21 protein-coding genes and 1 pseudogene are annotated in these 23,401 nt (G+C 41.3%); 17 read left to right on the forward strand and 5 right to left on the reverse strand.

Annotated features, from left to right (window positions below; genetic code table 11):
• Window position 1 precedes the first annotated feature (1 nt).
• The 13 genes and pseudogenes from AC4JOV_RS05725 (at window position 2) to AC4JOV_RS05785 (ending at window position 13,540) form a co-directional block, all read left to right on the forward strand.
• Complete coding sequence (locus tag AC4JOV_RS05725) at window positions 2–766, forward strand: undecaprenyl-diphosphate phosphatase (RefSeq protein ID WP_229936102.1); 765 nt, start codon at window positions 2–4, stop codon at window positions 764–766.
• 76 nt (window positions 767–842) lie between these two features.
• The gene (locus AC4JOV_RS05730) at window positions 843–2,225 is read left to right on the forward strand and encodes a DEAD/DEAH box helicase (RefSeq protein ID WP_229936101.1); all 1,383 of its coding nucleotides are present in this window, start codon (window positions 843–845) and stop codon (window positions 2,223–2,225) included.
• Between the two features lie 70 nt (window positions 2,226–2,295).
• Window positions 2,296–2,541, forward strand: a complete 246-nt coding sequence (locus AC4JOV_RS05735; protein WP_229936100.1) for an OadG family protein — start codon at window positions 2,296–2,298, stop codon at window positions 2,539–2,541.
• A 23-nt stretch (window positions 2,542–2,564) separates the two neighbouring features.
• Entirely contained in the window at window positions 2,565–4,364 is a 1,800-nt protein-coding gene (locus AC4JOV_RS05740) for a biotin/lipoyl-containing protein (protein WP_229936099.1), read from the forward strand.
• A 2-nt stretch (window positions 4,365–4,366) separates the two neighbouring features.
• A pseudogene (locus AC4JOV_RS05745) lies at window positions 4,367–5,688 on the forward strand (sodium ion-translocating decarboxylase subunit beta).
• A 24-nt stretch (window positions 5,689–5,712) separates the two neighbouring features.
• A complete protein-coding gene (gene pckA, locus AC4JOV_RS05750) occupies window positions 5,713–7,305 on the forward strand; it encodes a phosphoenolpyruvate carboxykinase (ATP) (RefSeq protein ID WP_229936097.1) in 1,593 nt (530 codons plus the stop codon).
• Window positions 7,306–7,404: 99 nt separating this feature from the next.
• Window positions 7,405–7,599, forward strand: a complete 195-nt coding sequence (locus AC4JOV_RS05755) for a YgaP family membrane protein (RefSeq protein ID WP_229936096.1) — start codon at window positions 7,405–7,407, stop codon at window positions 7,597–7,599.
• Between the two features lie 125 nt (window positions 7,600–7,724).
• Window positions 7,725–9,053, forward strand: coding sequence for a magnesium transporter (mgtE, locus tag AC4JOV_RS05760; RefSeq protein ID WP_229936095.1), 1,329 nt, complete (start codon window positions 7,725–7,727; stop codon window positions 9,051–9,053).
• Window positions 9,054–9,069: 16 nt separating this feature from the next.
• Window positions 9,070–10,122: a CNNM domain-containing protein gene (locus AC4JOV_RS05765; protein ID WP_229936094.1), complete on the forward strand. Its 1,053-nt coding sequence runs from the start codon at window positions 9,070–9,072 to the stop codon at window positions 10,120–10,122.
• 62 nt (window positions 10,123–10,184) lie between these two features.
• Window positions 10,185–10,709 carry a hypothetical protein gene (locus AC4JOV_RS05770; protein WP_229936093.1) on the forward strand — a complete coding sequence of 175 codons (525 nt, stop codon included), beginning with the start codon at window positions 10,185–10,187 and terminating at the stop codon, window positions 10,707–10,709.
• Window positions 10,710–11,147: 438 nt separating this feature from the next.
• Complete coding sequence (locus AC4JOV_RS05775; protein WP_229936092.1) at window positions 11,148–12,470, forward strand: DEAD/DEAH box helicase; 1,323 nt, start codon at window positions 11,148–11,150, stop codon at window positions 12,468–12,470.
• An 81-nt stretch (window positions 12,471–12,551) separates the two neighbouring features.
• Window positions 12,552–13,118: a ferritin-like domain-containing protein gene (locus AC4JOV_RS05780; RefSeq protein ID WP_229936091.1), complete on the forward strand. Its 567-nt coding sequence runs from the start codon at window positions 12,552–12,554 to the stop codon at window positions 13,116–13,118.
• Between the two features lie 17 nt (window positions 13,119–13,135).
• Complete coding sequence (locus AC4JOV_RS05785) at window positions 13,136–13,540, forward strand: hypothetical protein (protein WP_229936090.1); 405 nt, start codon at window positions 13,136–13,138, stop codon at window positions 13,538–13,540.
• Here the strand turns inward: AC4JOV_RS05785 and AC4JOV_RS05790 are convergent.
• Both AC4JOV_RS05790 and AC4JOV_RS05795 read right to left on the reverse strand, forming a co-directional pair.
• Entirely contained in the window at window positions 13,537–14,691 is a 1,155-nt protein-coding gene (locus tag AC4JOV_RS05790) for a sensor histidine kinase (protein ID WP_229936089.1), read from the reverse strand. The two genes, AC4JOV_RS05785 and AC4JOV_RS05790, sit on opposite strands and share 4 nt — an antisense overlap.
• Complete coding sequence (locus tag AC4JOV_RS05795) at window positions 14,688–15,365, reverse strand: response regulator transcription factor (protein ID WP_229936088.1); 678 nt, start codon at window positions 15,363–15,365, stop codon at window positions 14,688–14,690. Before AC4JOV_RS05795 ends, AC4JOV_RS05790 begins: the two co-directional genes overlap by 4 nt.
• Window positions 15,366–15,549: 184 nt before the next feature.
• On the opposite strand from AC4JOV_RS05795, the gene AC4JOV_RS05800 reads away from it, so the two are divergent.
• Entirely contained in the window at window positions 15,550–15,855 is a 306-nt protein-coding gene (locus AC4JOV_RS05800) for a hypothetical protein (RefSeq protein ID WP_229936087.1), read from the forward strand.
• A 167-nt stretch (window positions 15,856–16,022) separates the two neighbouring features.
• Entirely contained in the window at window positions 16,023–16,832 is an 810-nt protein-coding gene (locus AC4JOV_RS05805) for a sulfite exporter TauE/SafE family protein (RefSeq protein ID WP_229936086.1), read from the forward strand.
• A 78-nt stretch (window positions 16,833–16,910) separates the two neighbouring features.
• Here the strand turns inward: AC4JOV_RS05805 and AC4JOV_RS05810 are convergent, their stop codons facing one another.
• Window positions 16,911–18,053, reverse strand: a complete 1,143-nt coding sequence (locus AC4JOV_RS05810) for an SO_0444 family Cu/Zn efflux transporter (protein WP_229936085.1) — start codon at window positions 18,051–18,053, stop codon at window positions 16,911–16,913.
• A gap of 84 nt (window positions 18,054–18,137) precedes the next feature.
• Here AC4JOV_RS05810 and AC4JOV_RS05815 point away from each other — a divergent pair, with 84 nt between their 5' ends.
• A complete protein-coding gene (locus tag AC4JOV_RS05815) occupies window positions 18,138–18,443 on the forward strand; it encodes an ArsR/SmtB family transcription factor (RefSeq protein ID WP_229936084.1) in 306 nt (101 codons plus the stop codon).
• A gap of 131 nt (window positions 18,444–18,574) precedes the next feature.
• Here the strand turns inward: AC4JOV_RS05815 and AC4JOV_RS05820 are convergent, their stop codons facing one another.
• Window positions 18,575–19,774, reverse strand: coding sequence for an IS256 family transposase (locus AC4JOV_RS05820; protein ID WP_229936083.1), 1,200 nt, complete (start codon window positions 19,772–19,774; stop codon window positions 18,575–18,577).
• Window positions 19,775–19,840: 66 nt separating this feature from the next.
• Complete coding sequence (locus AC4JOV_RS05825) at window positions 19,841–20,146, reverse strand: c-type cytochrome (RefSeq protein WP_229936082.1); 306 nt, start codon at window positions 20,144–20,146, stop codon at window positions 19,841–19,843.
• Window positions 20,147–20,503: 357 nt separating this feature from the next.
• On the opposite strand from AC4JOV_RS05825, the gene AC4JOV_RS05830 reads away from it, so the two are divergent.
• Window positions 20,504–23,296 carry a choice-of-anchor O protein gene (locus tag AC4JOV_RS05830; protein WP_491522199.1) on the forward strand — a complete coding sequence of 931 codons (2,793 nt, stop codon included), beginning with the start codon at window positions 20,504–20,506 and terminating at the stop codon, window positions 23,294–23,296.
• The last annotated feature ends 105 nt before the right edge of the window (window positions 23,297–23,401 follow it).

The raw sequence follows: 23,401 nt of genomic DNA on the forward strand, positions 1-23,401 counted from the left end.
TTTGGATGTTATTCAGGCGATAATCATAGGGATTATCGAGGGCTTTACGGAATTTCTACCTATCTCTTCAACGGGGCATATGATCGTGGCCAGTCAGTTTCTGGGGGTATCACAGGATCACTTGACCAAAGCGTATGAGGTGATCATCCAATTTGCAGCGATCATGGCTGTTTTACTTCTCTACAGAGAAAAAATCTCTTTCAAAAAAATTTCCCTTTGGCAAAAACTTTTCATCGCTTTTCTTCCTTTAGCTATCGTCGGCTTTATCTTCAAAGATATGATCAAAACACTGTTTACCGTTGAGACCGTGGCATGGATGTTCATACTCGGAGGTATCATCTTCCTGATCGTAGAACGGTTTTATAAAGAGGAGAACTCGCATACCGCTGATGTTGAACAGGTAACCTACAAGCAGGCACTCTGGATCGGTATCGCACAGATCTTCTCTTTGATTCCGGGGACAAGCAGGGCCGGTGCGACCATTATCGGCGGCCTTTTGGTAGGTATGGACAGAAAAGCCTCTGCAGAGTTCTCTTTTTTGCTGGCGATACCGGTGATGGCTGCGGTAAGCGGATATGATCTGCTCAAGCACTATAGTGAATTTACCGATGCGAATTGGGGTGCGTTTATCATAGGGTTTGTCACGGCATTTGTCGTGGCATATCTGACGATCAAGCTTTTTTTGGTATTTCTGCAGCGCTTTACCTTTGTGGCATTTGGCTGGTACAGGATCATACTGGGCATCCTTTTACTTACAATGATCTAGTTTGAATTTATAGAGTCTCTTGCGGGAGACTTTGATAAGTTCAAAACATTTTTTGGACAGACTATAAGGCAAAAAAATGACATTTAAAGAATTTAATTTTCATAAGGACCTTTTTAAGGGTGTGAAGATTGCAGGTTTCAGAGAACCGAGTCCGATTCAACAATCTGCAATACCGATCATTGAAGGGGGTTCTGATCTGGTAGGACAGGCACATACCGGAACAGGGAAAACAGCTGCTTTCGGATTGCCTATGTTGGATAAGATCGCAAAGGGAGAGTGTGAACGTGCATTGGTCATCACTCCGACCCGTGAACTGGCAACTCAGGTAAGTGATGAGCTCTATCATCTCGGACGTTTTGCAGGTATCCGTACACTCACCGTATACGGTGGTGTAGGGTACGGCAGACAGATCGCATTGATCCATAAGGGTGTACAGATCGTAGTAGCAACACCGGGTAGACTCAAAGATCTTTACCGTAAAGGGAAGATCGATACCTTCAATCCGGAGATCGTTGTACTTGACGAAGCGGATGAGATGCTTGATATGGGCTTTTTGGATGATATCAAAGAGATCTTCGAGTATATACCTCAAAACAGACAAACATTGCTTTTCTCTGCTACGATGCCGGAACCTATCAAAGATCTGGCAGAAGAGATCCTCTATAAGCCTGAGTTCATCTCGGTAGTCAATGAAGAAGAGACGACCAATAACGTGATCGAACAGCGTTACTATGTGATAGAAGAGAATCAAAGAGACGAAGCGATCGTCAAACTGCTTGAAACAGAAAAGACAAACAAGTGTATCATCTTCTGTCGTATGAAGCGTGAAGTAGACAGACTCGCAGAGCATCTGCAGGCACTCGGCTTTAATGCAGGCGGACTGCATGGTGACCTTGAGCAGGAAGAGCGCGAGTTGATCATCAAAGGGTATAGAAGAGGTGAGACCAAGATCATGGTGGCAACCGATGTCGCTGCCAGAGGTTTGGATGTCAAGGGTGTTACCCATGTCTTTAACTATCATATCCCGTTTGATCCGCAGAGCTATGTGCACCGTATCGGACGTACCGGTCGTGCGGGTAAAAAAGGGCAGGCCATTACACTTGTCACGACGGAGGAGTTCAGAGAGCTCCAGCGTATCCAGAAAGAGGTAGGTGCAGAGATGCAGCTTGCTACGATCACAGGTGAGAACGGGATCGATCAATCGAGAATGGAGTCTCTCTCAGAACAGATACGTGATCTTCCTGTACATTCAGGTGCATCAGAGCTGTTGGATTATCTTCATGATATGGATCAAGAGGTATTGCTTGAAAAACTTCTCTCCCAGCTGATAGAAAAAGAAGACTCAAAGATCGGAAGCCAGATAGGATTTGATCAAAAGAGTGTGGATCATATGATGCAAGCGTATGAAAATGAACAAAAAGAAACACGTAAAAAGAATCGTGGCCGAAAACGTCGATAAATTAAGCATTTTTACCTTTTAAAAAGCTAATTTATTTTAAAATCTGATATTACTTATAAAGTGAGACAATATGGAAACCGAAGTAAATTTATTGGTCGAAAGTGTCAAGTTTATGGTCTTGGGAATGGGGGTTGTGTTCCTCTTTCTGATCATACTTGTTCAAGTAGTTAACCTTCAGGCGAAGATCATCTCAAAATACTTCCCTGATGAAGAGCCTTCTGCAGCTCCTGCAGCTCCTTCTTCCTCTGACAGTGATGAGTCGGCACGTGTCGCTGCGATTATCGCTGCTGTTACAGAATTTCGAAAAAATAAATAACAAATCAAAGCAAGGTATCGTAAATGGCAAAAAAATATATTGATATTATGGATACAACCTTCAGAGACGGATTTCAATCTGTCTTCGGCGGTCGTGTACTTATGGATGACTTCTTCCCGGCGGTAGAAGCTGCAAAACAAGCAGGGATCACACACTTTGAGTTTGGTGGCGGGGCAAGATTCCAGTCACTCTTCTTCTATCTTCAAGAGAATGCATTTGATATGATGGATGGATTTAGAGAGATCGTCGGAAAAGATGCAAATCTACAGATCCTTTCACGCGGTATCAACACTGTGATGCTTGATACGGGTAGTCGTGAGATGATCGATCTTTTTGCAAAAATGTTTGCAAAGCATGGAACTTCTACCGTAAGAAACTTTGATGCGCTCAATGATGTCAACAATCTTATGTACTCATCTGAATGTATCAAAAAACACGGAATGAATCATGAAGCGGTTGTAACGATGATGGACCTTCCTCCGGGGTGTAAAGGTGCACACGATGTAGCATTCTATGAAAAGACGCTTAGAAATATTCTTGACAGCGGTATTGCATTTGACTCTGTATGTTTCAAAGATGCTTCAGGGACAGCAAATCCTCACAAGGTCTATGAGACGATCTCAATGGCGAGAAAACTTCTTGGTGATGAAGTACACCTTAGACTCCACACACATGAAACTGCCGGTGTATCTGTAGCTGCATACCTTGCGGCACTCGAAGCAGGGGCTAACGGTATCGACCTTGCCGCATCACCTGTAAGCGGTGGTACTTCTCAGCCTGATATCCTTACGATGCTACATGCAACGAAGGGAACAAACTTTAACCTTGGTGACCTTGAACTTAATAAAGTGCTTAAGTATGAAGAGAGACTCAAAGAGTGTCTGGCAGAATATATGGTTCCGCCTGAAGCGACTCAGGTATCACCGCTTATTCCTTTCTCACCGATGCCGGGTGGTGCATTGACTGCAAATACACAGATGATGAGAGATGCGGGTGACCTTGAGAAGTTTGATGAAGTGATCCTTGCGATGAAAGAGGTGGTTGAGCGTGGTGGTTACGGTACCTCTGTCACTCCTGTAAGTCAGTTCTACTGGCAGCAGGCATACGCAAACGTGATGTTCGGACCATGGAAGCAGATCGCTCCTGGGTACGGACGTATGGTATTGGGATACTTCGGTAAAACTCCGGTTGAAGCGGATCCTGAGATCATCAAAATGGCTGGTGAGAAACTCAAGTTGGAGCCTACCACAGAGAATCCTCTTGATATCGCAGATCGTGATGAGAACAAGTCTATCGCACACTGGACGAAAGTACTTGAAGAGGAAGAACTTCCGACGACTGAAGAGAACATCTTCATCGCAGCGTCATGTGATCAAAAGGGTATTGCGTTCCTGAAAGGCGAGGGGCCTCTCATGGTAAGAAAAGGTGAAAATAATTGTAGTGGAGATAAAGAAATGGCAGGAAATTATACAGTAGTAGTAGACGGTAAACAATACAGTGTACAGGTAGCAGAAGGGAATGCAGATATTCAAGTTGCACCGGCAGCAGCAGCACCGGCAACAGCAGTGGCAGAAGCGGCAACACCGTCTGCAGTAGAAGCAGGAGAAGGATCACTTCATATTAACTCTGAAACTCCGGGTAATGTTTGGAAAATTCTTGCAAGCCCGGGCGACAGTGTAAAAGAGGGTGATAAGATCATGATCCTTGAAGCGATGAAAATGGAGATCGATATCGTTGCGCCTAAAGACGGTAAAATTGCGACGATCAATGTAAATGTCAATGATGCGGTTGCTGACCAACAACTTCTAGCTACAATGGAGTAATTATGAGAGTCAAACAGATCCTACTTTCACTGCTTTTCAGTGTAGTAGCTCTTACTTCATTTACGCAGGCAAGTTCTGCACATGAAGCACCGGCTGCTGCAGAAGAGAAACAGGAAGAGCAGTATAAGCCTAAAAGTGTCACGGAGCTTGTTGAAAGCTTCTGGCAGACTACAGGTATCAATGCGATCGTTGATACTGCTGATGAAGAGATGACAGCTGAACCGGATGGAAACGGAAGATTGATGAGTGCCTTTGAATCATCACTTGGCCGTCTGATCATGCTTACGATCGTCTTTATCCTTTTTTATCTGGCAATTGCTAAAAACTTTGAACCGCTGCTTTTGATCCCTATCGCATTCGGTGGTCTTCTGGCCAATATCCCGCTTGCGAATATGGCTGGGGAACACGGAATGCTAGGTATTATCTACAATATGGGTATTGCCAATGAATTCTTCCCTCTATTGATCTTTATGGGGGTCGGTGCGATGACAGACTTCGGACCGCTTCTGGCAAACCCTAAAACAGCGATCCTCGGTGGTGCAGCACAGTTTGGTATCTTCGGATCACTTATCGGTGCAGTGGCGATCGGATTCTCTTTGAAAGATGCATCAGCGATCTCGATCATCGGTGGGGCGGATGGCCCGACTTCGATCTTCATCGCAAACAGACTTGCGCCTGAGATGTTGGGGCAATTGCCGTTGCAGCATATTCCTATATGGCACTTGTACCGGTTATCCAACCACCGATAATGAGAGCACTCACGACAAAAGAAGAGCGTGTGATCAAAATGACGGTGCAGAGAAAAGTACACAGAAGAGAGAAGCTTATCTTCCCTATCGTTGTGATCATGCTAACCATGTTGATCCTTCCTGAATCAGCGCCGCTTATCGGTGCATTTGCATTCGGTAACTTTGCGAAAGAGTCAGGTGTGGTAGATAGACTGAGTGATACGATGCAGAACTCTTTGATCAATATCGTTACGATCTTCCTCGGGCTTGGTGTAGGATCAAAACTTGCAGCAGACAAGTTCCTTGTACTGGAGACACTCGGTATTATGATCATCGGTCTTCTTGCATTCTCTGCAGGGACGGCAGCGGGTGTGATTATGGCGAAGATCATGAACAAATTCAGTAAAGAGCCGATCAATCCTCTTATCGGTGCAGCAGGTGTATCTGCAGTACCAATGGCGGCAAGGGTTGTCAATAAAGTAGGTATGGAGGAAAAACCTGGTAATATTCTTCTCATGCATGCGATGGGTCCAAATGTGGCCGGCGTTATTGGTTCAGCGGTTGCAGCAGGTGTATTGCTGTCAATATTTAAATAAAAAAAAGAGGCAAAAGAAAGAATTATGGCTAACAAGATACCAAATGGACTAGATAAGCTAGGACTAAAAAATATTGGGGAAATCTATTACAATTTAAGTTATGATGAACTCCAGGCACATGAAGTGAACCATGGAGAGTGTAAGATCTCCAGTACAGGTACTGCGATGTGTGACACAGGTATTTTTACTGGTCGAAGTCCTAAAGATAAGTATTTTGTAGATCAGGCACCTTCTAATGAGCATATCGCTTGGGGTGATGTAAATAAGAAGATCGATAAAGAGATTTATGACGAGCTTTTAGATGTTACGCTTTCTCAGCTTTCCGGTAAAAACATCTACGTGATGGATGTTTATGCGGGTGCGAGTAAAGCGAGTAGAAGAAAGGTAAGATTTATCTCTGAAGTAGCATGGCAGGCGCACTTTGTAAAAAATATGTTTATCAGACCTACCGAAGAGGAGCTTGAAGACTTTGAACCGGACTTTACAGTCTACAATGCATGTAAAACTGTAAATGAGAAGTATAAAGAGCATGGACTCAACTCTGATGTGTTTGTTGTATTTAATGTTGAAGAGAATACATCGATCATCGGAGGTACCTGGTATGGTGGTGAGATGAAGAAGGGTATCTTCTCTATGATGAACTATTGGCTGCCGCTTGAGGGTAAACTCTCTATGCACTGTTCAGCGAATGTCGGTAAAGAGAACGATGTATGTCTCTTCTTCGGTCTTTCTGGTACAGGGAAAACGACGCTTTCTACTGATCCGAACAGAGCATTGATCGGTGATGACGAGCATGGTTGGGATGATAATGGTGTATTTAACTTCGAGGGCGGTTGTTATGCCAAAGTGATCAACCTTGATGAAAAAAGTGAACCTGAGATCTTTGGTGCGATCGTAAAAGATGCATTGCTTGAGAATGTTGTTGCTGATGAGAGCGGTAACGTTGACTATGAAGATGGTTCCAAGACAGAGAATACACGTGTATCTTATCCTATCGAGCATATCGAGAACCATAAAGAGGATCTACAGGCAGGTCATCCAAACAATATTATCTTCCTTACTGCTGACGCATTCGGTGTACTTCCTCCTGTGTCCAAGCTGAACAAAGAGCAGGCGATGTATTATTTCCTTAGCGGATATACAGCGAAAGTTGCCGGTACGGAAAGAGGGATCACTGAACCGCAGGCAACATTCAGTGCATGTTTCGGTGAAGCATTCTTGCCATTGCACCCGACTGTTTATGCGAAGCTTCTCGGTGAAAAGATCGATGAGCATCAAGTAAATGTATACCTTGTAAATACAGGATGGACAGGTGGTCCGTATGGTGTAGGTAAACGTATGAGCATCAAAGATACCAGAGCATGTATCGACGGTATCCTTAACGGTTCTATCAATAATGCCGAGTTTGATACACTGCCTATCTTTAACCTAAGCATTCCAAAAACACTTGAAGGGGTGAAAGACAATAAAGTCTTGAACCCAAGAGAGACATGGGCAAACAAAGAGGAGTATGATGCAATGCTTAACAAGCTTGCAGGTATGTTCCAGGAAAACTTCCACCGTTATGATGGTAACGGTGGTGAATTTGATTTTGCTTCTGCAGGCCCACAGCTTTAATCTCTTCCATACAGATTCCTTCCGGGAGTCTGTTTCTCTCAATTTATTCTAAGAATACTTTAGTATAGTTACAAAAATAGTTATATAAGGATATTTTATATGAATTATAATAAAATCAGAAGTTTCTGTGGTAAATTCAGAATTGGTCTTGGGCTTGTACTGATCGGAGCAGGTCTCTATACAGGTATTGCGTGGTTCTACCTTGGAGTAATCCCGTTGATCGCAGGCTTGACAAACTTTTGTCCGCTCTGTATGATCACAAAAAAATGTGATCTTCCTGAAGATAAAAAATAATCTCGACACCGTCCCGGTGTCAACCTGCAATTTCTACACTTATCCCTCTTATTCACTAAGATGATTAAACATATCTATTTTAAAACTGAGTATAATTTCACAATACAAAGGTAAAAGGTGATCTTATGGATAAATTGACAATGTATCTTAATGCCCATCGTGAAGATGAACTGCATCCCTCTGAGATCGCTAATTTACTCAAAGACCTTGATGAAAAGAGCTTCGATGATGCTGTAAATTCTATTCCCAAAGAGTTGATTGCGGATGTTGCACTCGAATTGCCTGACCGTTATTTCGGCGATATCATAGACTCTTTTACGATCGAAGAGATTGCAGAGTCTGTGAATGATCTTGAGTCGGATGATCAGACCGACTTTATTCAGGAGCTTGAAGAGATCGATGAAGAGAAGGCCAAAGAGGTCTTTGCTGCACTGGACAAAGAGGAACAGGATGATATTCTTCAGCTGAAAGGCTATCATGATGATGAAGCCGGTGCCTATATGCAGACAGAGGTCTATACGGCAAAGCTTGAGCAGAATGTGCATGATGTGATCCGTGATTTTGCGAGGTTGCGCAGAGAGGATGAACTTGAAAACGTTACCTATCTTTTTGTGACTGACGAACATGAGAAGTTACACTATGGGGTAGGGTTGGACCATCTTCTTATTTTTGATTTCAAGAAATCTTTGGCTGAAAATATCAATGTTAACCCTGAACACTACAGACCTATTTTTGCTACGGATCATGAAGAGATAGATGATGTCGTACAGAAGTTTCAAAAGTATGATCTTGCGTCCATGCCTATCGTCAATGAAAAGGGGAGATTGCTCGGACGTATCACCTCTGATGATATTTATGATATTATCAATGAACAGGCAACAGACCAGATGTACCACCTGGCGGGGGTGAATGACGATGCCGAGGAAGATGAAAATATCTTTAGAGCAGGTAAACTACGGGCAATATGGTTGAGTGTAAATCTGATCACGGCTATTGTAGCTTCTATCGTGATAGGTATGTTCGAGTCTACGTTGCAGAGTGTTGTTGCACTGGCGATACTGATGCCTATCGTTGCTTCGATGGGTGGTAATGCAGGTACACAATCTCTGACGGTTGTTGTCCGTCAGCTTGCATTGGGGGATATCGCAAAACACGATGCATTCCGTACGATTAAAAAAGAGGTATTACTCTCACTGGGTAATGGATTATTATTTGCACTGATTATGGGTGTCATAGCAGCGGTATGGTTCGATATAGGCATGTTAGGGGTTGTTATAGGACTTTCTATGGTGATCAATCTGCTGAGCGCAGGTTTTTTCGGTTCTGTTGTGCCGCTGCTGCTGAAACGCATGGATGTTGATCCTGCTATCGGAAGTACTGTCGTTTTGACAACTGTCACGGATGTTGTAGGTTTCTTCAGTTTTTTAGGACTTGCAACACTAATTTTATTATAAAGGTTTTAATACACCAATGGACTTATTGATTCTATTTTTTCTTTTGGCTGTGGGGATATCGTTCCTCTGTTCTATTTTGGAGTCTGTACTCCTTTCTATTAATATGCCGTTTGTTTCGGTCTTGGAACGAGAAAGCCCTAAAACAGGGGCACTGCTTCGTGACCATAAAGAAAATATCAACAAATCAATCGCATCAATATTGATACTTAATACAGTAGCAAATACGCTAGGTGCAGCAGCAGTAGGGGCACAGGCAGAAAATGTTTATGGACATGAAGCCGTCTTTTATGTCTCTGCGATCCTTACCTTTGCGATCCTCTTCTTCTCTGAGATTATCCCTAAGACAATCGGTGCAGTCTACTGGAAACAGCTTGCGCCGATAGCTGCCTATATCATCAGAGTGTTTATTTGGTTGACCTATCCTGTGATATTGATGACTCTCTTTGTGACGGACCGTATTAAGAAGGGTTCAGATAGTACAGGGTTAAGCAAAGAGGAGCTGTTGGAGAGTACACTCATCAGTGAGGATGAAGGGGTACTTAGAGAACAGGAGTCTGAAGTGATCGAAAATATCCTGCAACTGGACCGTATCAAGGTAGAGGAGATTCTTACACCCAGAACTGTTGTCTATGCATTGGATAACTCAAGAACGCTGGAAGATGTGATAGAGAATGAAGAGGCAATCTATAAGTTCTCCCGTATTCCTGTCTATGAAGGGAGTATCGAAAATATCACTGGACTTGTAATGACAAAAAAGATCTTTAAACATGCACATAGAGATGATACCTTGACATTGCATGACATTCAAAAGAAGATATTTAAGATCTCTGAAAATATACCGGTCTCCAAAGCCTTGGATCTTTTTATCAAACGTAAAGACCATATGTTCCTGGTAGTAGACAGCTATGACCAGACTGAAGGAATTGTGACACTTGAAGATTGTGTTGAGACTATTCTGGGTGTTGAGATCGTTGATGAGAGTGACAGTGATGCCGATATGCGCGAGGTGGCTAAGCAGAAGATGCGTCTGAAGCGTAGATTGGAAGAGGTTGAGAATAAAGCCAGGTAATGTTTTTTTAATTCTAGTTGAGATATGATATTCCCTATATTAATTACTTAAAGGGGAAAAATATGTATAAACGTATTTTAATCGCAACTACACTTGCATCGACATTGCTCACAGGATCTGCTATCGCTTCACAGCATGGAATGCAAGGTTCTTCCGGACACACTATGCAGCATAACAAAAGCCATCAGGATAAGCAGAAAAAGCATTTTGTAAAAAAAGTGATTAATGCTGTGAGTAAGACCGGTATAAACACTATGCAGGCTCAAAAAGTGACGGATGCGATCAACACCTTCAAGCAGGCAAAGATGACAATGAAACAGCAGGGGCCTGTCTGTCCTCTTGATGCATTCAAGGGCAACACTTTTGATAGAGAAGTATTTAAAAAAGTCCTTTTGAGCAAACCTGAAGCAAAGATCAATGCCAGAGCCGATCTGTTGGAATCTGTCTTTGCTATCCTCAATGAGGAGCAGCGTAAGATCTTTACACTCGAGTTCAAGGCGCATATGATCGAAAAAACGATCAAAAAAGATATGATCAAAGGTCATATGATGTCAAAAAAAGGCGGAATGAAAGGGAAACAGCAGTAAGCTGTAGATCTTCAAGTACCTCGCTCCTTCCACCAGTTCTTTGGTGGAATGTCTAAGTAACTCCCAATAGTATAACTAATAATTTATCCGTATCTTGTTACCTTTCCCTCATTTTCAAGCTATAGAGATTGTGGTAGAACTCACGGAAATGGAAGCGTAGGTCTGCGATACTCTTATCCCGACATTCATTCTTTATGAAGAAATCACCATTGATGTCGGGGTGAGGGCAGCACGACCTACAGATATTGGATAGGTGACCATTCTCTCACTTCTTTAGTCTCGAGACTTCTGGAGTGCTTATCCCTATAAAATAATATGATAATGTACTACCTTGGGAGAGGATGGAGCAGGAAAAGCTACTGATAAAACTATCTAGAGTAAAGAGTGCGGGTGTATATCTGCTATAATTATAAAAAAATAGAGTAAAGCAGGACAGACGTGTACAATCTCCATCTCAAATCACCCCTCATAAAAGCGATAGAAGAGAAAGGCTATAAAGAAGCTACGCCTATCCAGGCAGAGTTGATACCATCAGTTTTTTCAGGACGTGATATATTGGCCGGTGCACAGACTGGGACAGGGAAGACAGCCGGATTTGCACTGCCGATCCTTCAGGACCTTGCAGGAAAATTTGAAGAAGGGAGGCACTATCCCAAAGCATTGATACTTGTACCGACACGTGAACTTGCCAAACAGGTTCATCAGAGCTTTGTGGACTATGGCAAGTATCTGCCGCTTAAAAGTGTTGTGCTGTATGGCGGTGCCAATCTCACTGCACAGGCCAACAGGCTGCATCAGGGTGCAGATATCATCGTTGCGACCACGGGACGTCTTTTGGAACACATTGCCAAAAAAACACTCGACTTGAAGGCGGTGAAGTTTCTGGTGATGGATGAGGCAGATACGATCCTGGATATGGGATTTGTCAGGGAAGTGTCACAGATCCTTCAACACCTTCCGGAAAAACGCCAGAATATCCTGATCTCTGCTACGCTTTCAGCACCTCTCAAAAAGCTTTCACGTGAGATACTGCATAAACCCATACGGATCGAGGTGGACAGCATGGGTACGGCTGCCTCTACGGTAACACAGGTGGTATACCCTGTTGTGGCCGAAAAAAAAGGAGAGCTGCTCTCCTATCTGATCGGTTCGAGAAACTATACTCAGGTTATGGTCTTTGTACGAAAGAGAGCTGAAGCGGATAGTGTTGCGAGTGAGTTGAATGGCTCAGGACTGAAAACGGCGGTGATCCATGGAGAGAAAAGCTCTGGAGAACGAAGCAGGGCACTCGCTGATTTTAAAGAAGGAAATATCAGGGTACTGGTCGCAACAGATATCGCTGCACGCGGTTTGGATATCCCCAGCCTTGAAGTGGTATTCAGCTATGATATTCCCCATGTGACACAGGACTATATCCACCGTATCGGACGTACGGGAAGAGCGGGGAGAGAGGGGCTGGCTATAACACTGATCTCTCCTAACGAGATGGTAGCACTAAGAGATGTCGAACGTATGCTTGGAAAACCGATCCCAAAAGAGACGCTTGAAGAGTATGCCCCTAAAGCCATGGGCTCTGTAAGAGGTGCGAGAAAAAGCGATCAGAAAAAAAGTACACAGGGTGCTTTTGGAAAGAAAAAGAAAAAATCCAGTACCTTCTCAAAAACCAAAAAACGTAAAACCACCAAGCGTGACGGTTTCAAAGTCTATGATGCCAATAAAGAGAAGAAAAAAGAGGGAAACCGAAAAAATCGTAAAAAGTAATACGACTTCCTCCGTATCTTCACACTATTTTCACACTACTCTTCTATACTTCTTTCATAACAAAAAGTTAAAGGAATCATAATGAAAGATAATAATAGAAGAAATTTCTTATCAAAAATGGTAGGAGTTGGTATCGGTGGCGCAGCACTACTTACTACATCAGCAGTAGCCAGCGGTAGAGGAAGAAATTCATCAACAGTAACTTTGACAGAAGAACAAAAAGATAAACTGTTTTTTATCTATCAGGAAGAAAAAGTAGCGAGAGATGTCTATATTACACTAGGTAATATCTATACAGATGAAGATACCTTTGCTTCAATACAAATCTCAGAGCAGAGACATATGGATTCGGCAAGAGGGCTTTGTGAAAAGTATGGTGTGGATGTATCGGAAGTAGATGAGAGTAAAGTAGGAGAGTTTGTGCTGCCTGTGCTACAGGAGCTTTATGATACCTGTGTAGGAGTAGGTGAAGAGACACTCCTGGATGCATTGAAGATCGGTGAGTTGATCGAGATCACTGACATTGAAGACCTTGAACATGCAGCAGAAGGTATGCCGAGTGACGTTGTATCCGTATACGAAAACCTCAAAGAGGGAAGCCTTAACCACTTGGATGCGTTTCAAACTGCGATTGCACGTACAGCGTAAATAAGAAAGGGTCATTCATGCTGACAGAGAGAGTCAAAGAGCCTGAGGAGATGCTATTAGCTTACTACGAGGCTCTGTATAGAGGTAAGTTGGAGCGTGTAAAGCAACTTATGACATGGGAATCCTATGTCATGACATTGGAGAGCTTTGGCCTGAAGTTGGCATTAAATGATAAACAATTTAAAACAGATCTGGCTAAGGTTGATATACCGGAAGTGTTAGAAAAAGTAGAAGCGAAACTTTCTCAGGATCTCATAGCAAGAGAGAAAGCACCGCTTATTGAAATAGTATCAACAAAATGGAATGGACCTAGCAGGAAGAGTATTTCTTATCTTGAAGACGGGAAAAAGAAAGTTTTGTATTTTTCGAAAGAAAAAGAGGCGTGGCGGATCGACTACTATGCAGGTAGAAAAGTGGCCTAGTCCGCCCACAACAGCTTAAATTCACTTCCTTTGGAGAGCCGGGAGTTGAGTACAATATTTATATTGTACTCATCGCATATCTGGCTTACGATATCAAGCCCTACACCAAACCCTTCCCTGTACGCTTTTATCCGCTTAAAACGTTGAAATATCTCAGTTTGGTCATCTTCAGAGATCCCTATCCCTTCATCCCGTATACTGAGAAACGCTTCTGTAAGCGTAATCTCTATAAAGCCATGTTGCTTAGAATATTTTATAGCATTGGAAAGAAGATTATCGATAATCAAGGTGAGTTTTCTTTTATCCATCTGGAGCGTTTTCTGTTCAAGTTTACAGCTGAGTCGGATCTCTTTAAACTCTAACAATGTATCAAAGTATTTCACACGTTCAAGCACGACTTGTTTCACATCTATAGGGCTGTCCTGATATTCAATATGTTCATGAAAAGAAGCAAATGAGAGATCATTATAGAGGTTCAGCAACGTTTTTGCGGCAATCTCTATACGATTTAAGGATCGTAACTGTTTATGTGTCAGTTCGGTTTTATCCAGATGTTCATAACTCATCAAAATGGTACTGATGGGCGTGTTCATCTCATGGGTAGTGTTTTTGATAAATTTTTTAAGTACGTTCATCGTATTTCGTACAGGGTAGAGCATGACACGAGAGAGTAAAAGAGCGACAATCAACAGAAACAGGAATCCATAGAGTGCAACAACAATCATATCTTGAAGGATCTGATCCATTTTTTCAAGGGGAAGTGCTGTTTTTATGACAATATATTTTACCCCAAGATACTCTTTGAAAATGGTCTCTACGAGATAATATTCATTTCCGTCATCTGTATAAAAAAGTTTTTTAAAATCAATAGGATCGATAAAAGTCGAGGCGATCATCGTACGGTTGATATCATACAAAGCAATGCCGTACCCTTCATCGTAAAAGGTAAATGTCTCACTTTTGTTTGTATGATAAAACTCTAACCGTGCATTGATACTTTTTGCCTTGTATTGCATCTCCTGCCTGGTCTGTTCTATCAGTGCAGCTTTTTCCTCATGAAAATAGAGGTATCCAATAATCGATGCCAGTATTCCCATCGACCCTAAATAGATCAACAAGAACAGGATAACACTTTTAGTGTTGGCATTCATTCAGCCGGCTCCATGGTTGCATACCTGTAGCCAACTCCTCTTATATTTTGTATTTTGTCTTGACCAAGTTTTTTACGTAAGTTTTTCATATGTGCTCTGAGAGAGACTGCTGATGACTCTTCATCATAATCCCACATGACATCATAGAGTTGGTCAAAGGTGACAGTATGGTTAGGGTGTTGTAGGAAGTATTTGAGTGCTCTAAGCTCTTTGGGGGCCAGGGAGATCGGTTTTTGATCTACATAGAGAAGTTCACACTCCAGATCAAAGGTTGTATTTTCTGAGATTTCGATGATGGATGATCGTTTCTGGGTAAAGGATCGTTTTTGAAGGTTTTTTATACGCAGAAGTAACTCTGCGAGTTCAAAAGGTTTTTTCAGATAATCATCAGCACCGCTTTCAAATCCCTCTGAAATATCTTCTATATCATTAAGAGAAGTGATATAGATTGTCGGAGTTCTGTCATCATTTTTACGAAGTTGCTTTAAAAGATCAAACCCTCTGAGCAAAGGTACATTGACATCGAAAATATAGAGATCATAGTTGTTTTCATAGGTCTTGTCAAGTGCCTCTTCCCCATCTGTTACCAGTTGAACTTCAAAATCATTATCCTCAAGATATTCCTTGATGATATCTGCAAGGGCAAGGTCATCTTCCAGTAAGAGTATCTTCATTAAACTCCTTTGTAGCTCAATTATAACATAGCTTCAATAATGCATTTCATACATATTTCATACTTTTAGATTATAATAACTATAATATTAAGAAAGAGAGGGAGATGGATTGCGTTTATTGGTGATTAGTACATGTCTGTTTGCATATGTATCCCTAAGTGCCGAGGGGAAGAGACTGAGCGATGTGCTTCAAGAGGTTGGAGAAAAGAAGAAATTTGTAAAATCCAAAAGCAAGTATGATGATAACAGCTCAAAGAAAAAAAGAAAGTTCATTTTTAAAGACACGTATGATACAAACGGTATAGGTTTGGATAATAAAGAGTATGAAAAGAATAAGCATAAATCAAAGAGCTTTGATTATGATAATAACTCTAGATTTAAATTTAAGTTCAGTTCAGGAAGTGAGCAGGGTAATATCATGACTCCATCTTCCCCCTCTGGTTCTGGTATGAGCGGAGGCCATGGGGGTGGCGGTAGAGGAGGGCGTTAAGCCTTCCTTCTATACTACAAATAGAGTATTCCTCTTTCCCGAGACCGTTCAGAGTTTTGTGTCAGTAGTCAGATAGTGTTCTAATATTACCACAAATAAAAATATTTTTCGATAGTATACTTCCTGCATATAATATTTATTAGATATTTTTATTAAGAGGGGAATCAATGAAACGTTTTTTACAAGGACTTGGCGCAGGAGGAGCAGTTGCGACTTTGGCAGGGCTTATCGGTTTAGGCGGAGCAGAATTCAGACTTCCTATCCTCAAAGCGCTATTTAGGCTCGACACACTCAAAGCAGTTATTCTCAATAAAGCAACATCTCTGATCGTTGTGTTTTTTGCATTGCTTTTCAGATCATATGAAATTCCTTTTGAACAGATTGTAGAACATAAAAGTATCATAATCAACCTGCTTCTTGGATCAGTGGTGGGCGCATGGATCGCTGCAGGCTATGCAATGAAGATAGACGAGCAGTTGTTAGACCGTATTATTTTTGTTTTGTTGTTGTTCCTTGCTGGCGTATTGATACTGGAACACTGGTTCTTGCAGGATCATCAAGGTGCTCTTTTTGATGCACCGTATCTTCAGATCATTGCAGGAATATTGGCAGGGTTTGGTATCGGTGTAGTAGCATCTTTACTGGGTGTAGCAGGCGGCGAATTGTTGATTCCTGTAATTGTTCTTCTGTATGGTGTAGATATCAAACTTGCAGGAAGTTTGTCTCTGGCAATAAGTTTGCCGACAATGATCGTCGGCTTTGCAAGATACAGTAGAAGTCAAGCCTTTATTGTCTTACAGGAAGAAAGAGTGTTATTTATCGCTTTGGCCATTGGCTCCGTTATCGGTGCAGCCATAGGTTCGGCAATGCTTGGTGTTGTATCAAGCAATATGCTCGTATTGCTCTTGGCGGTAGTTTTGATGATCTCTGCCTACAAGATATTTCATCACCAGAAGAAAGCATCAAAGCAGTCGTAATATAACGATCGCAGGGCAAGACCTATTATAGGTACTCAAAGGAATGCTTTAGTTTTAGTGTCTCTCCTGGCTGTAAAGTCAGGAACAACAAGATCCACCACTGCATTCACTTTTTTTGAAATATGGTTTAAATAAAAAGTACAGTACAAATCCCCATAAAATCAAACTACTCAGAATAGAGATAAGACCAAAATCTTCATCCATATGGACTAATGAACTAGGATTGATATTTGAGATGTCAAATATGTAATCCAAGCCCATACCGAATAGCATGCTACCTATGATAATACTGCCAAGATAGATATAAAGTGATCGAGTTCCAAGCATTTTCTTAACAACACCAATCGTCACTGTATTTGTAGCAGGCCCAGCACTTAAAAAAACGAATGCAGCACCCGCACTTACTCCTGAAAGCATAAGTCCCGCAGCTATGGGTAAGGAAGCCGTCGCACACACATACATAGGTACAGCAATAGCAATAACGACAAGATAGCTTAACCAAGAGTAATCTTTCAATAGCTGGGCAAGATTGTCCGGTATGGCTACGGTAATGAGTGCACCTACAAGCAATCCCCAAAAAAGTGGCTTTGCAATATCACCCAACAGTGTAACAAAAGCATATTTCATCGCAGCCGTAAAAGAGAACTTTTTGCTCTCTTCACAAGAACTACCACAACATGATCCTGTTCCTGTACCACAGGATTCTTCTTGAGGTGTATTCAGAGAAAAAGAAGTTGCTGTTTTCGGTGGTGATACGGTAGAAAAAGATGGTGTAGCACTTTTAACGGTACTGGAGCTTGCAGAAGAGTCTTTGTCAAAGATATTTGTCAGTATCCCTGCAACCATTGCAATAATCATAGAAGTAACAACACGGTAAAGTGTAAAAATCCATCCAAAAATACCATAAGTAGCCATGATCGAATCTACACCCGTAATAGGGGTAGAGATGAGAAATGAAAGTGTTGATCCTTTTGAAGCACCGGATTTTTTAATAGAGGTTGCAAGAGGTATCACCCCACAGGAACATACAGGCAAAGGAATACCAAAAACGGTGGATTTGAGCACTGAAGAGACATTATCTTTGCCCAGATGCTTCGTCACAATTGTGTCGGGTACCAACTCATGGAGTATTCCTGCAAACACAAGTCCAAATAGTATATAGGGAGCCATAGCATTGCTCAAATCGATCAATCCAGTAAAAAAAACTTCTAGCCATTCCATCCAATTACCTTCTATCAATAGAATTATGATAAAATCATATAACAAATTATTTATATAAACGAATTGTTATATGATTTAGCTTAAATGGAGAATCTATTACAAATTTCTAAAGCTTTTAGTGACCTCAATCGAATCAACATTACGGCTTTAATACAAAGAGAACAGGAACTGTGTGTTTGTGAGATCTGTGACACTCTTGACCTTTCCCAGCCACTTGTATCCCGACATCTGAAGCAACTCAAAGAAGCAGGCATTTTACAAAGTCATCAAGATGGAAAATGGATCATCTACTCAATTACAAAACACCCCTCTAAACTGCTATTAAAATATTTAGAGGAAATAAGAGAGGAAGAAATACTACCTAAATTGGTAGCTTGTAAAAATAAATAGGTATATACTTTATTGAATCACTGAAAAACCTGGTTAGTAATCTGAGACATTACCTGGTAAAACATGTTTTAGCACTCATTTCTCCAGACCCATAAAGGTCTGGTATAGGATATTTGATATAGGAGTATTTCTCATAACTCAAGGGCTTTATCAAGTTTTCCGTCAAAGAAGATTGCCAGCTGTGAGATGCTCAATGACCAGTTATGCATCGGCATCGTCCATTTTTTCTGTGCATTCTGTATTCCCACATAAAGCAGTTTTAAAAGGCTGTTCTCATTGGGGAATGCACCTTTGGTCTTTGTCAGCTTCCGAAACTGTCTATGCACTAATTCTATGATGTTGGTCGTATAAATGATACGCCTGATGTCTTCAGGGTATTTAAAATAGCTGGAAAGATTCTCCCACTTATTTCTCCATGACTGTATCACAATAGGATATTTTAATCCCCATTTCTCTTCAAGCCTGTCCAGTTCAAGTTCGGCAGCGTCTTTGGATACTGCCTGATAGACCACTTTCAGATCCTTCATGAATTCCTTCTGGTTCTTGGAAGCAACATACTTAAGCGAGTTTCTGATCTGATGTACGACACATAGCTGTACTTCTGTATTAGGATAGATGGCATTGATCGCTTCAGGAAATCCTTTGAGACCATCCACCGATGCGATCAGAATGTCTTCTATATCTCTGTTGTGCAGATCGGTAAGCACTTGTAGCCAGAAGTTGGCTCCTTCGCTTTCAGAGAGGTAAAGCCCTAGTATCTCTTTCCTTCCATCAAGTTTGACACCAAGGATGGTATAGATGGCTTTGGAGATATACCTGCCATCTTTTTTGATCTTGTAATGGATCGCATCGAGCCATACGAAGGGATAGATACTTTCCAATGGTCTGCTTTGCCACTCTTTGAGCATCGGGATAACCTTATCGGTTACTGCACTGATGGTTGCCTTGGAAAAGGATACACCGTAAAGCTCTTCGATATGCTCAGCTATCTGACTGTAGCTGTTTCCCAGGGCATAGAGTGAGAGTATCTTCTGTTCAATATGATCGGAGATATGTGTTTGATGCTTCTTTATCAACTGCGGTTCAAAGGAACCGTTACGGTCTCTTGGAACATCCAGATCAAATTCTCCGACACTGCTTTTCATGGTCTTGGAGGATTTGCCGTTCTTTCGATTTCGTATTTCTGTGGATAAATGGGATTCCAGCTCTGCTTCGAGAGCTGCTTGGGTGAGTTGTTTGATAAGCGGAGCTAACACTCCATCTTTACCATCTATTCTTGCACCTGCCTTGATCTGTTCAAGGGCTTCATTAAGATCGAACTGTCCGTTCATGTGTTAATTCTTTAGAATATTGTATTCTATCGGACTGACACAAAATTTCTAACGCTCCCTCTTTCCCTATGGTTTGCTAATGTATTCTGCTACTGCTTTAAGTTCTTCTTGCGTATGTTTTGTCACAAAATCTTTTTTAATTGCTTTAACGAATGGTTGCGCGCCTTGTTTGTCCCCTGATGCATATGAATTCATGGCATCCACTATATCCTGAGTAGACATATCTTTGATGATTTGTGATTGTCCCAGGGCTTTTGTACTTCCGTCAATACCATGACAACTTTTACATTTTATGTTATAAAGCTCTTGTCCCCCTGCCATCAATAGTAAACTGGTACTACAAATCATAAAACCCAATTGTATAATTTTCATTTTTTCTCCTTTTAAAGCGCTAGTTTTATTCTAGAAAAGTTTTCTAAAAACCTATTATAGAGCATATAATAGCAAAACCCTGATGTTTGAATAATGCTTGTACAGTATTTAAATGCATTATGATCATCCAGAACATATTCAAGATTCACCTTCCCATTTTTATTTGTATTTTCCAGAAAATTTTTTATCCATCTACAGCACTGTATAAATCTTCCTATCATAATTATAATCTGATATGAATCTAATTTATATCACCCGTTTGTGTGATGTATTAGAATTAATATTTATATATAATAACAATTAGATATTTACATTTATTTATAGGATGTATATAATCTTAATTTAAAAGGGGAAATCATGATGGTGAAAAAAATTGGTTTTTTTCTTACAATGCTATTAGTCAGTTCGCTCTATATAATAGGGTGTGGTGGTAGCAGTAATGGAAGTAATGATGAAAATATTAATGTAGATTCCTATCCATGGATTCAATACGATACACCAACTGTTGTCGTTGTTGGTAGTACATTTGATCCACTGGCTGGTGTTACTGCAGGAGATGATGAAGATGGAGATCTTACAGGTGAGATTGAAGTCACTGGCAGTGTGAATGTATCGGAGGAAGGAACTTATACTATTACATATACCGTAACGGACTCGGATGGGCAGACAACTACAGCAGAGAGAGTTGTCAAAGTTATTGCTGAAGCGGATGAGCCTGGGACGAATCCTGTTGACAGTAATGATCTAATCGAAGGTACGGCACTTGGGTGTACTCCGAGTAATACGGATGGTAATGTCAGTAATGACGGAAGCTCTGACGCAAATGAAACGACTGCAGATGAACCGTTTAAAAGAAATATCTCAACACAATCAATTGATGACATTGAGAGCCGAAAATTACAAACATCACACAATACACCGGCAATGCTTGATATGGTGATGGCTGAAACAGGTGCTGACGGAGCCGAAAAGAGTCAAACCGAGTATCATCCTATCGTGGTCAGTTATTTGGAACATGTAGCAGGAAGCGACTATGAAACTGGTGATGGAAGTGCCGATATCGGTGACCCTGACAATCTGGACAAAGTGATGGTCTCGCTTTCCCGGGATAACGGCCAGACATGGAAAGACTATAACATTTCAAATACATCACAGAAAAGCAGTATAGAGGTAGTGTGGGATGGTCAGACGATTGAGTATCCAGGTGATGCGCAAAAGCCGACGATGGCGGTCAGCGGTAACCATGTAGTTGTTGCATGGAATGATAAGTACTGTCCAAGCGGTAACCCGTTTGACCTGGAAGGAAACAGTACTGTTGGATATCCGGATGATGCAATGGCGGTGAATGGACCACAAGGATTTATTGATTATGAAGGTATCGTCGCTCCAAACGGTAAAACGGTGTATCAAGTGCCATTCTCTTGTGTATGGACGGCAAGAGGTATAATCAATGAAGAATCAGGTGAAGTAACTTGGCATGCACCAGTGCAGCTTACTTCAGGTACGAGAGATTCAAACCATATTTGGGTAGAAGGTTCTGATGCAGGTTTTGCGATGACATGGCAGGAAGATACTGCTGGATTAAAAGCAGGTGAAGGTGCCGGTCCTGGCGAAGGATGGAGCGGAGCAACCGGTAACCGTGGTACGGATATCTGGTATACCTCTATCAAAGCAGAAGATTTTGAGGCCACAGGTGAACCCGATACAGATACAGGTAAATTAAAATCTGCTAACAATTTCCATTACCCGGTACGTATTACGGATAATGAACAATGTAAAGAGACAGATAGAAAACCATATTGTGAGTATTTCTGTACGAACTATGGTACAGTGACATCGCCTAAAGGTAATCAAAGTGGTGATACCGTTACACGTTGTTTAACCTATGATACTGATATGCTGACTGATAGTGTATCCATTCTTGATGGTGATACCGGCGCTTCAAGACCAGCACTGAAGATACTGAAAACAAATGTTGAAGGTGAGTATGTTGTTGTATTGGGATATGAAGAGACCAAAGCACTTAAAGAGAGAATTACGGGTGAAGGAGAGCAAGACCAGGGAGAAGTTCCGACTGATATTGCAGTAGAAGGTAAGTCTGTCTATTTTGAAAGTTTCGACTTTAATGCAATCAATGCCTTTGATGAAAGTAATCTCTCTACCATTACAAACACAGCAATGCCAATTGTAAGTGCAGGTAATATCATCAATGTAAAAGTTCCTAGAAGTGATACGACGGAGGTTGGTATTCCTGGTGAGATGATCTATGAAAATGCACGTAGACTAGTGATCGGTACACAGATCGATTCATGTGATGCCAATGAGAGTGCAGACATGACATTTGCTATCCTCTATAAGCAGTCATTTGAAGTACAAGGTTCATCTTCAGATATGTTTGTCCGCGTTAACTATGGATTCACCTATGATTCATTTGGTACGCTTACAGATGCGAACCTTGCTGAACCTCTTGACGTGAGTAATGTCAGTGCACAGTACCTTACGACCACAGATGATCCGGCACTCTATCAAGTATCATGGAATCCGGAGAATCTTAATGATTATTCGTATGAGAATCCTCGAGAAAATACCTTCTCTCCTCGTATATTCCTCCGTGGAGAAAATATCTATGTAGGGTTTGAATATACACCGTATGAGACAATGGATGGTGAGCAGCTGCCTTTAGAGGGACTATTCCCAAGTAACTTCCATACGAATATCTATATGAATGGGGCATGGCAGGGACCGGTAAATATCACACAGGTGACTGACAGTAGTACATCTACTGTAGATGCTAGATTCTTTACAACTCCAAAAGGAAGTTATGATACTACCGGTTTAGAATCAGATAAAAGTAACCCAGATGTTCTCTTTGTTACATGGGGAACAATTTTCAAGGGAACAGAAGCAGACCTATTCTTTAAGCGTTCAACTGACAATGGAGCCAGTTGGGAAGAGGAACAAAACTTGAGTAGTGTAAGTACTACACTGGTTCAAGAAAAAGAAGTAGAAAGTTTCGCTTCACCAGACGGTAAACACATCTATAATTTCTGGTTACAGGAAACAGAAATGGAACCGGGAGAAGAATCGTCTATAAATTATGGATTAGACTCTTGGTTTGGACGTGTGGATTATAATATCACTGCTCCATAAAATGTATATAAAGTGAGATTTTTCTCACTTTGTATAAAATAAATCGGTATTCAATATATGAGTGAATTGTGGTTATATACTATTTTAAACAAATCGATGTTATTT

Source organism: Sulfurovum sp. MH2-6 (assembly GCF_058374785.1).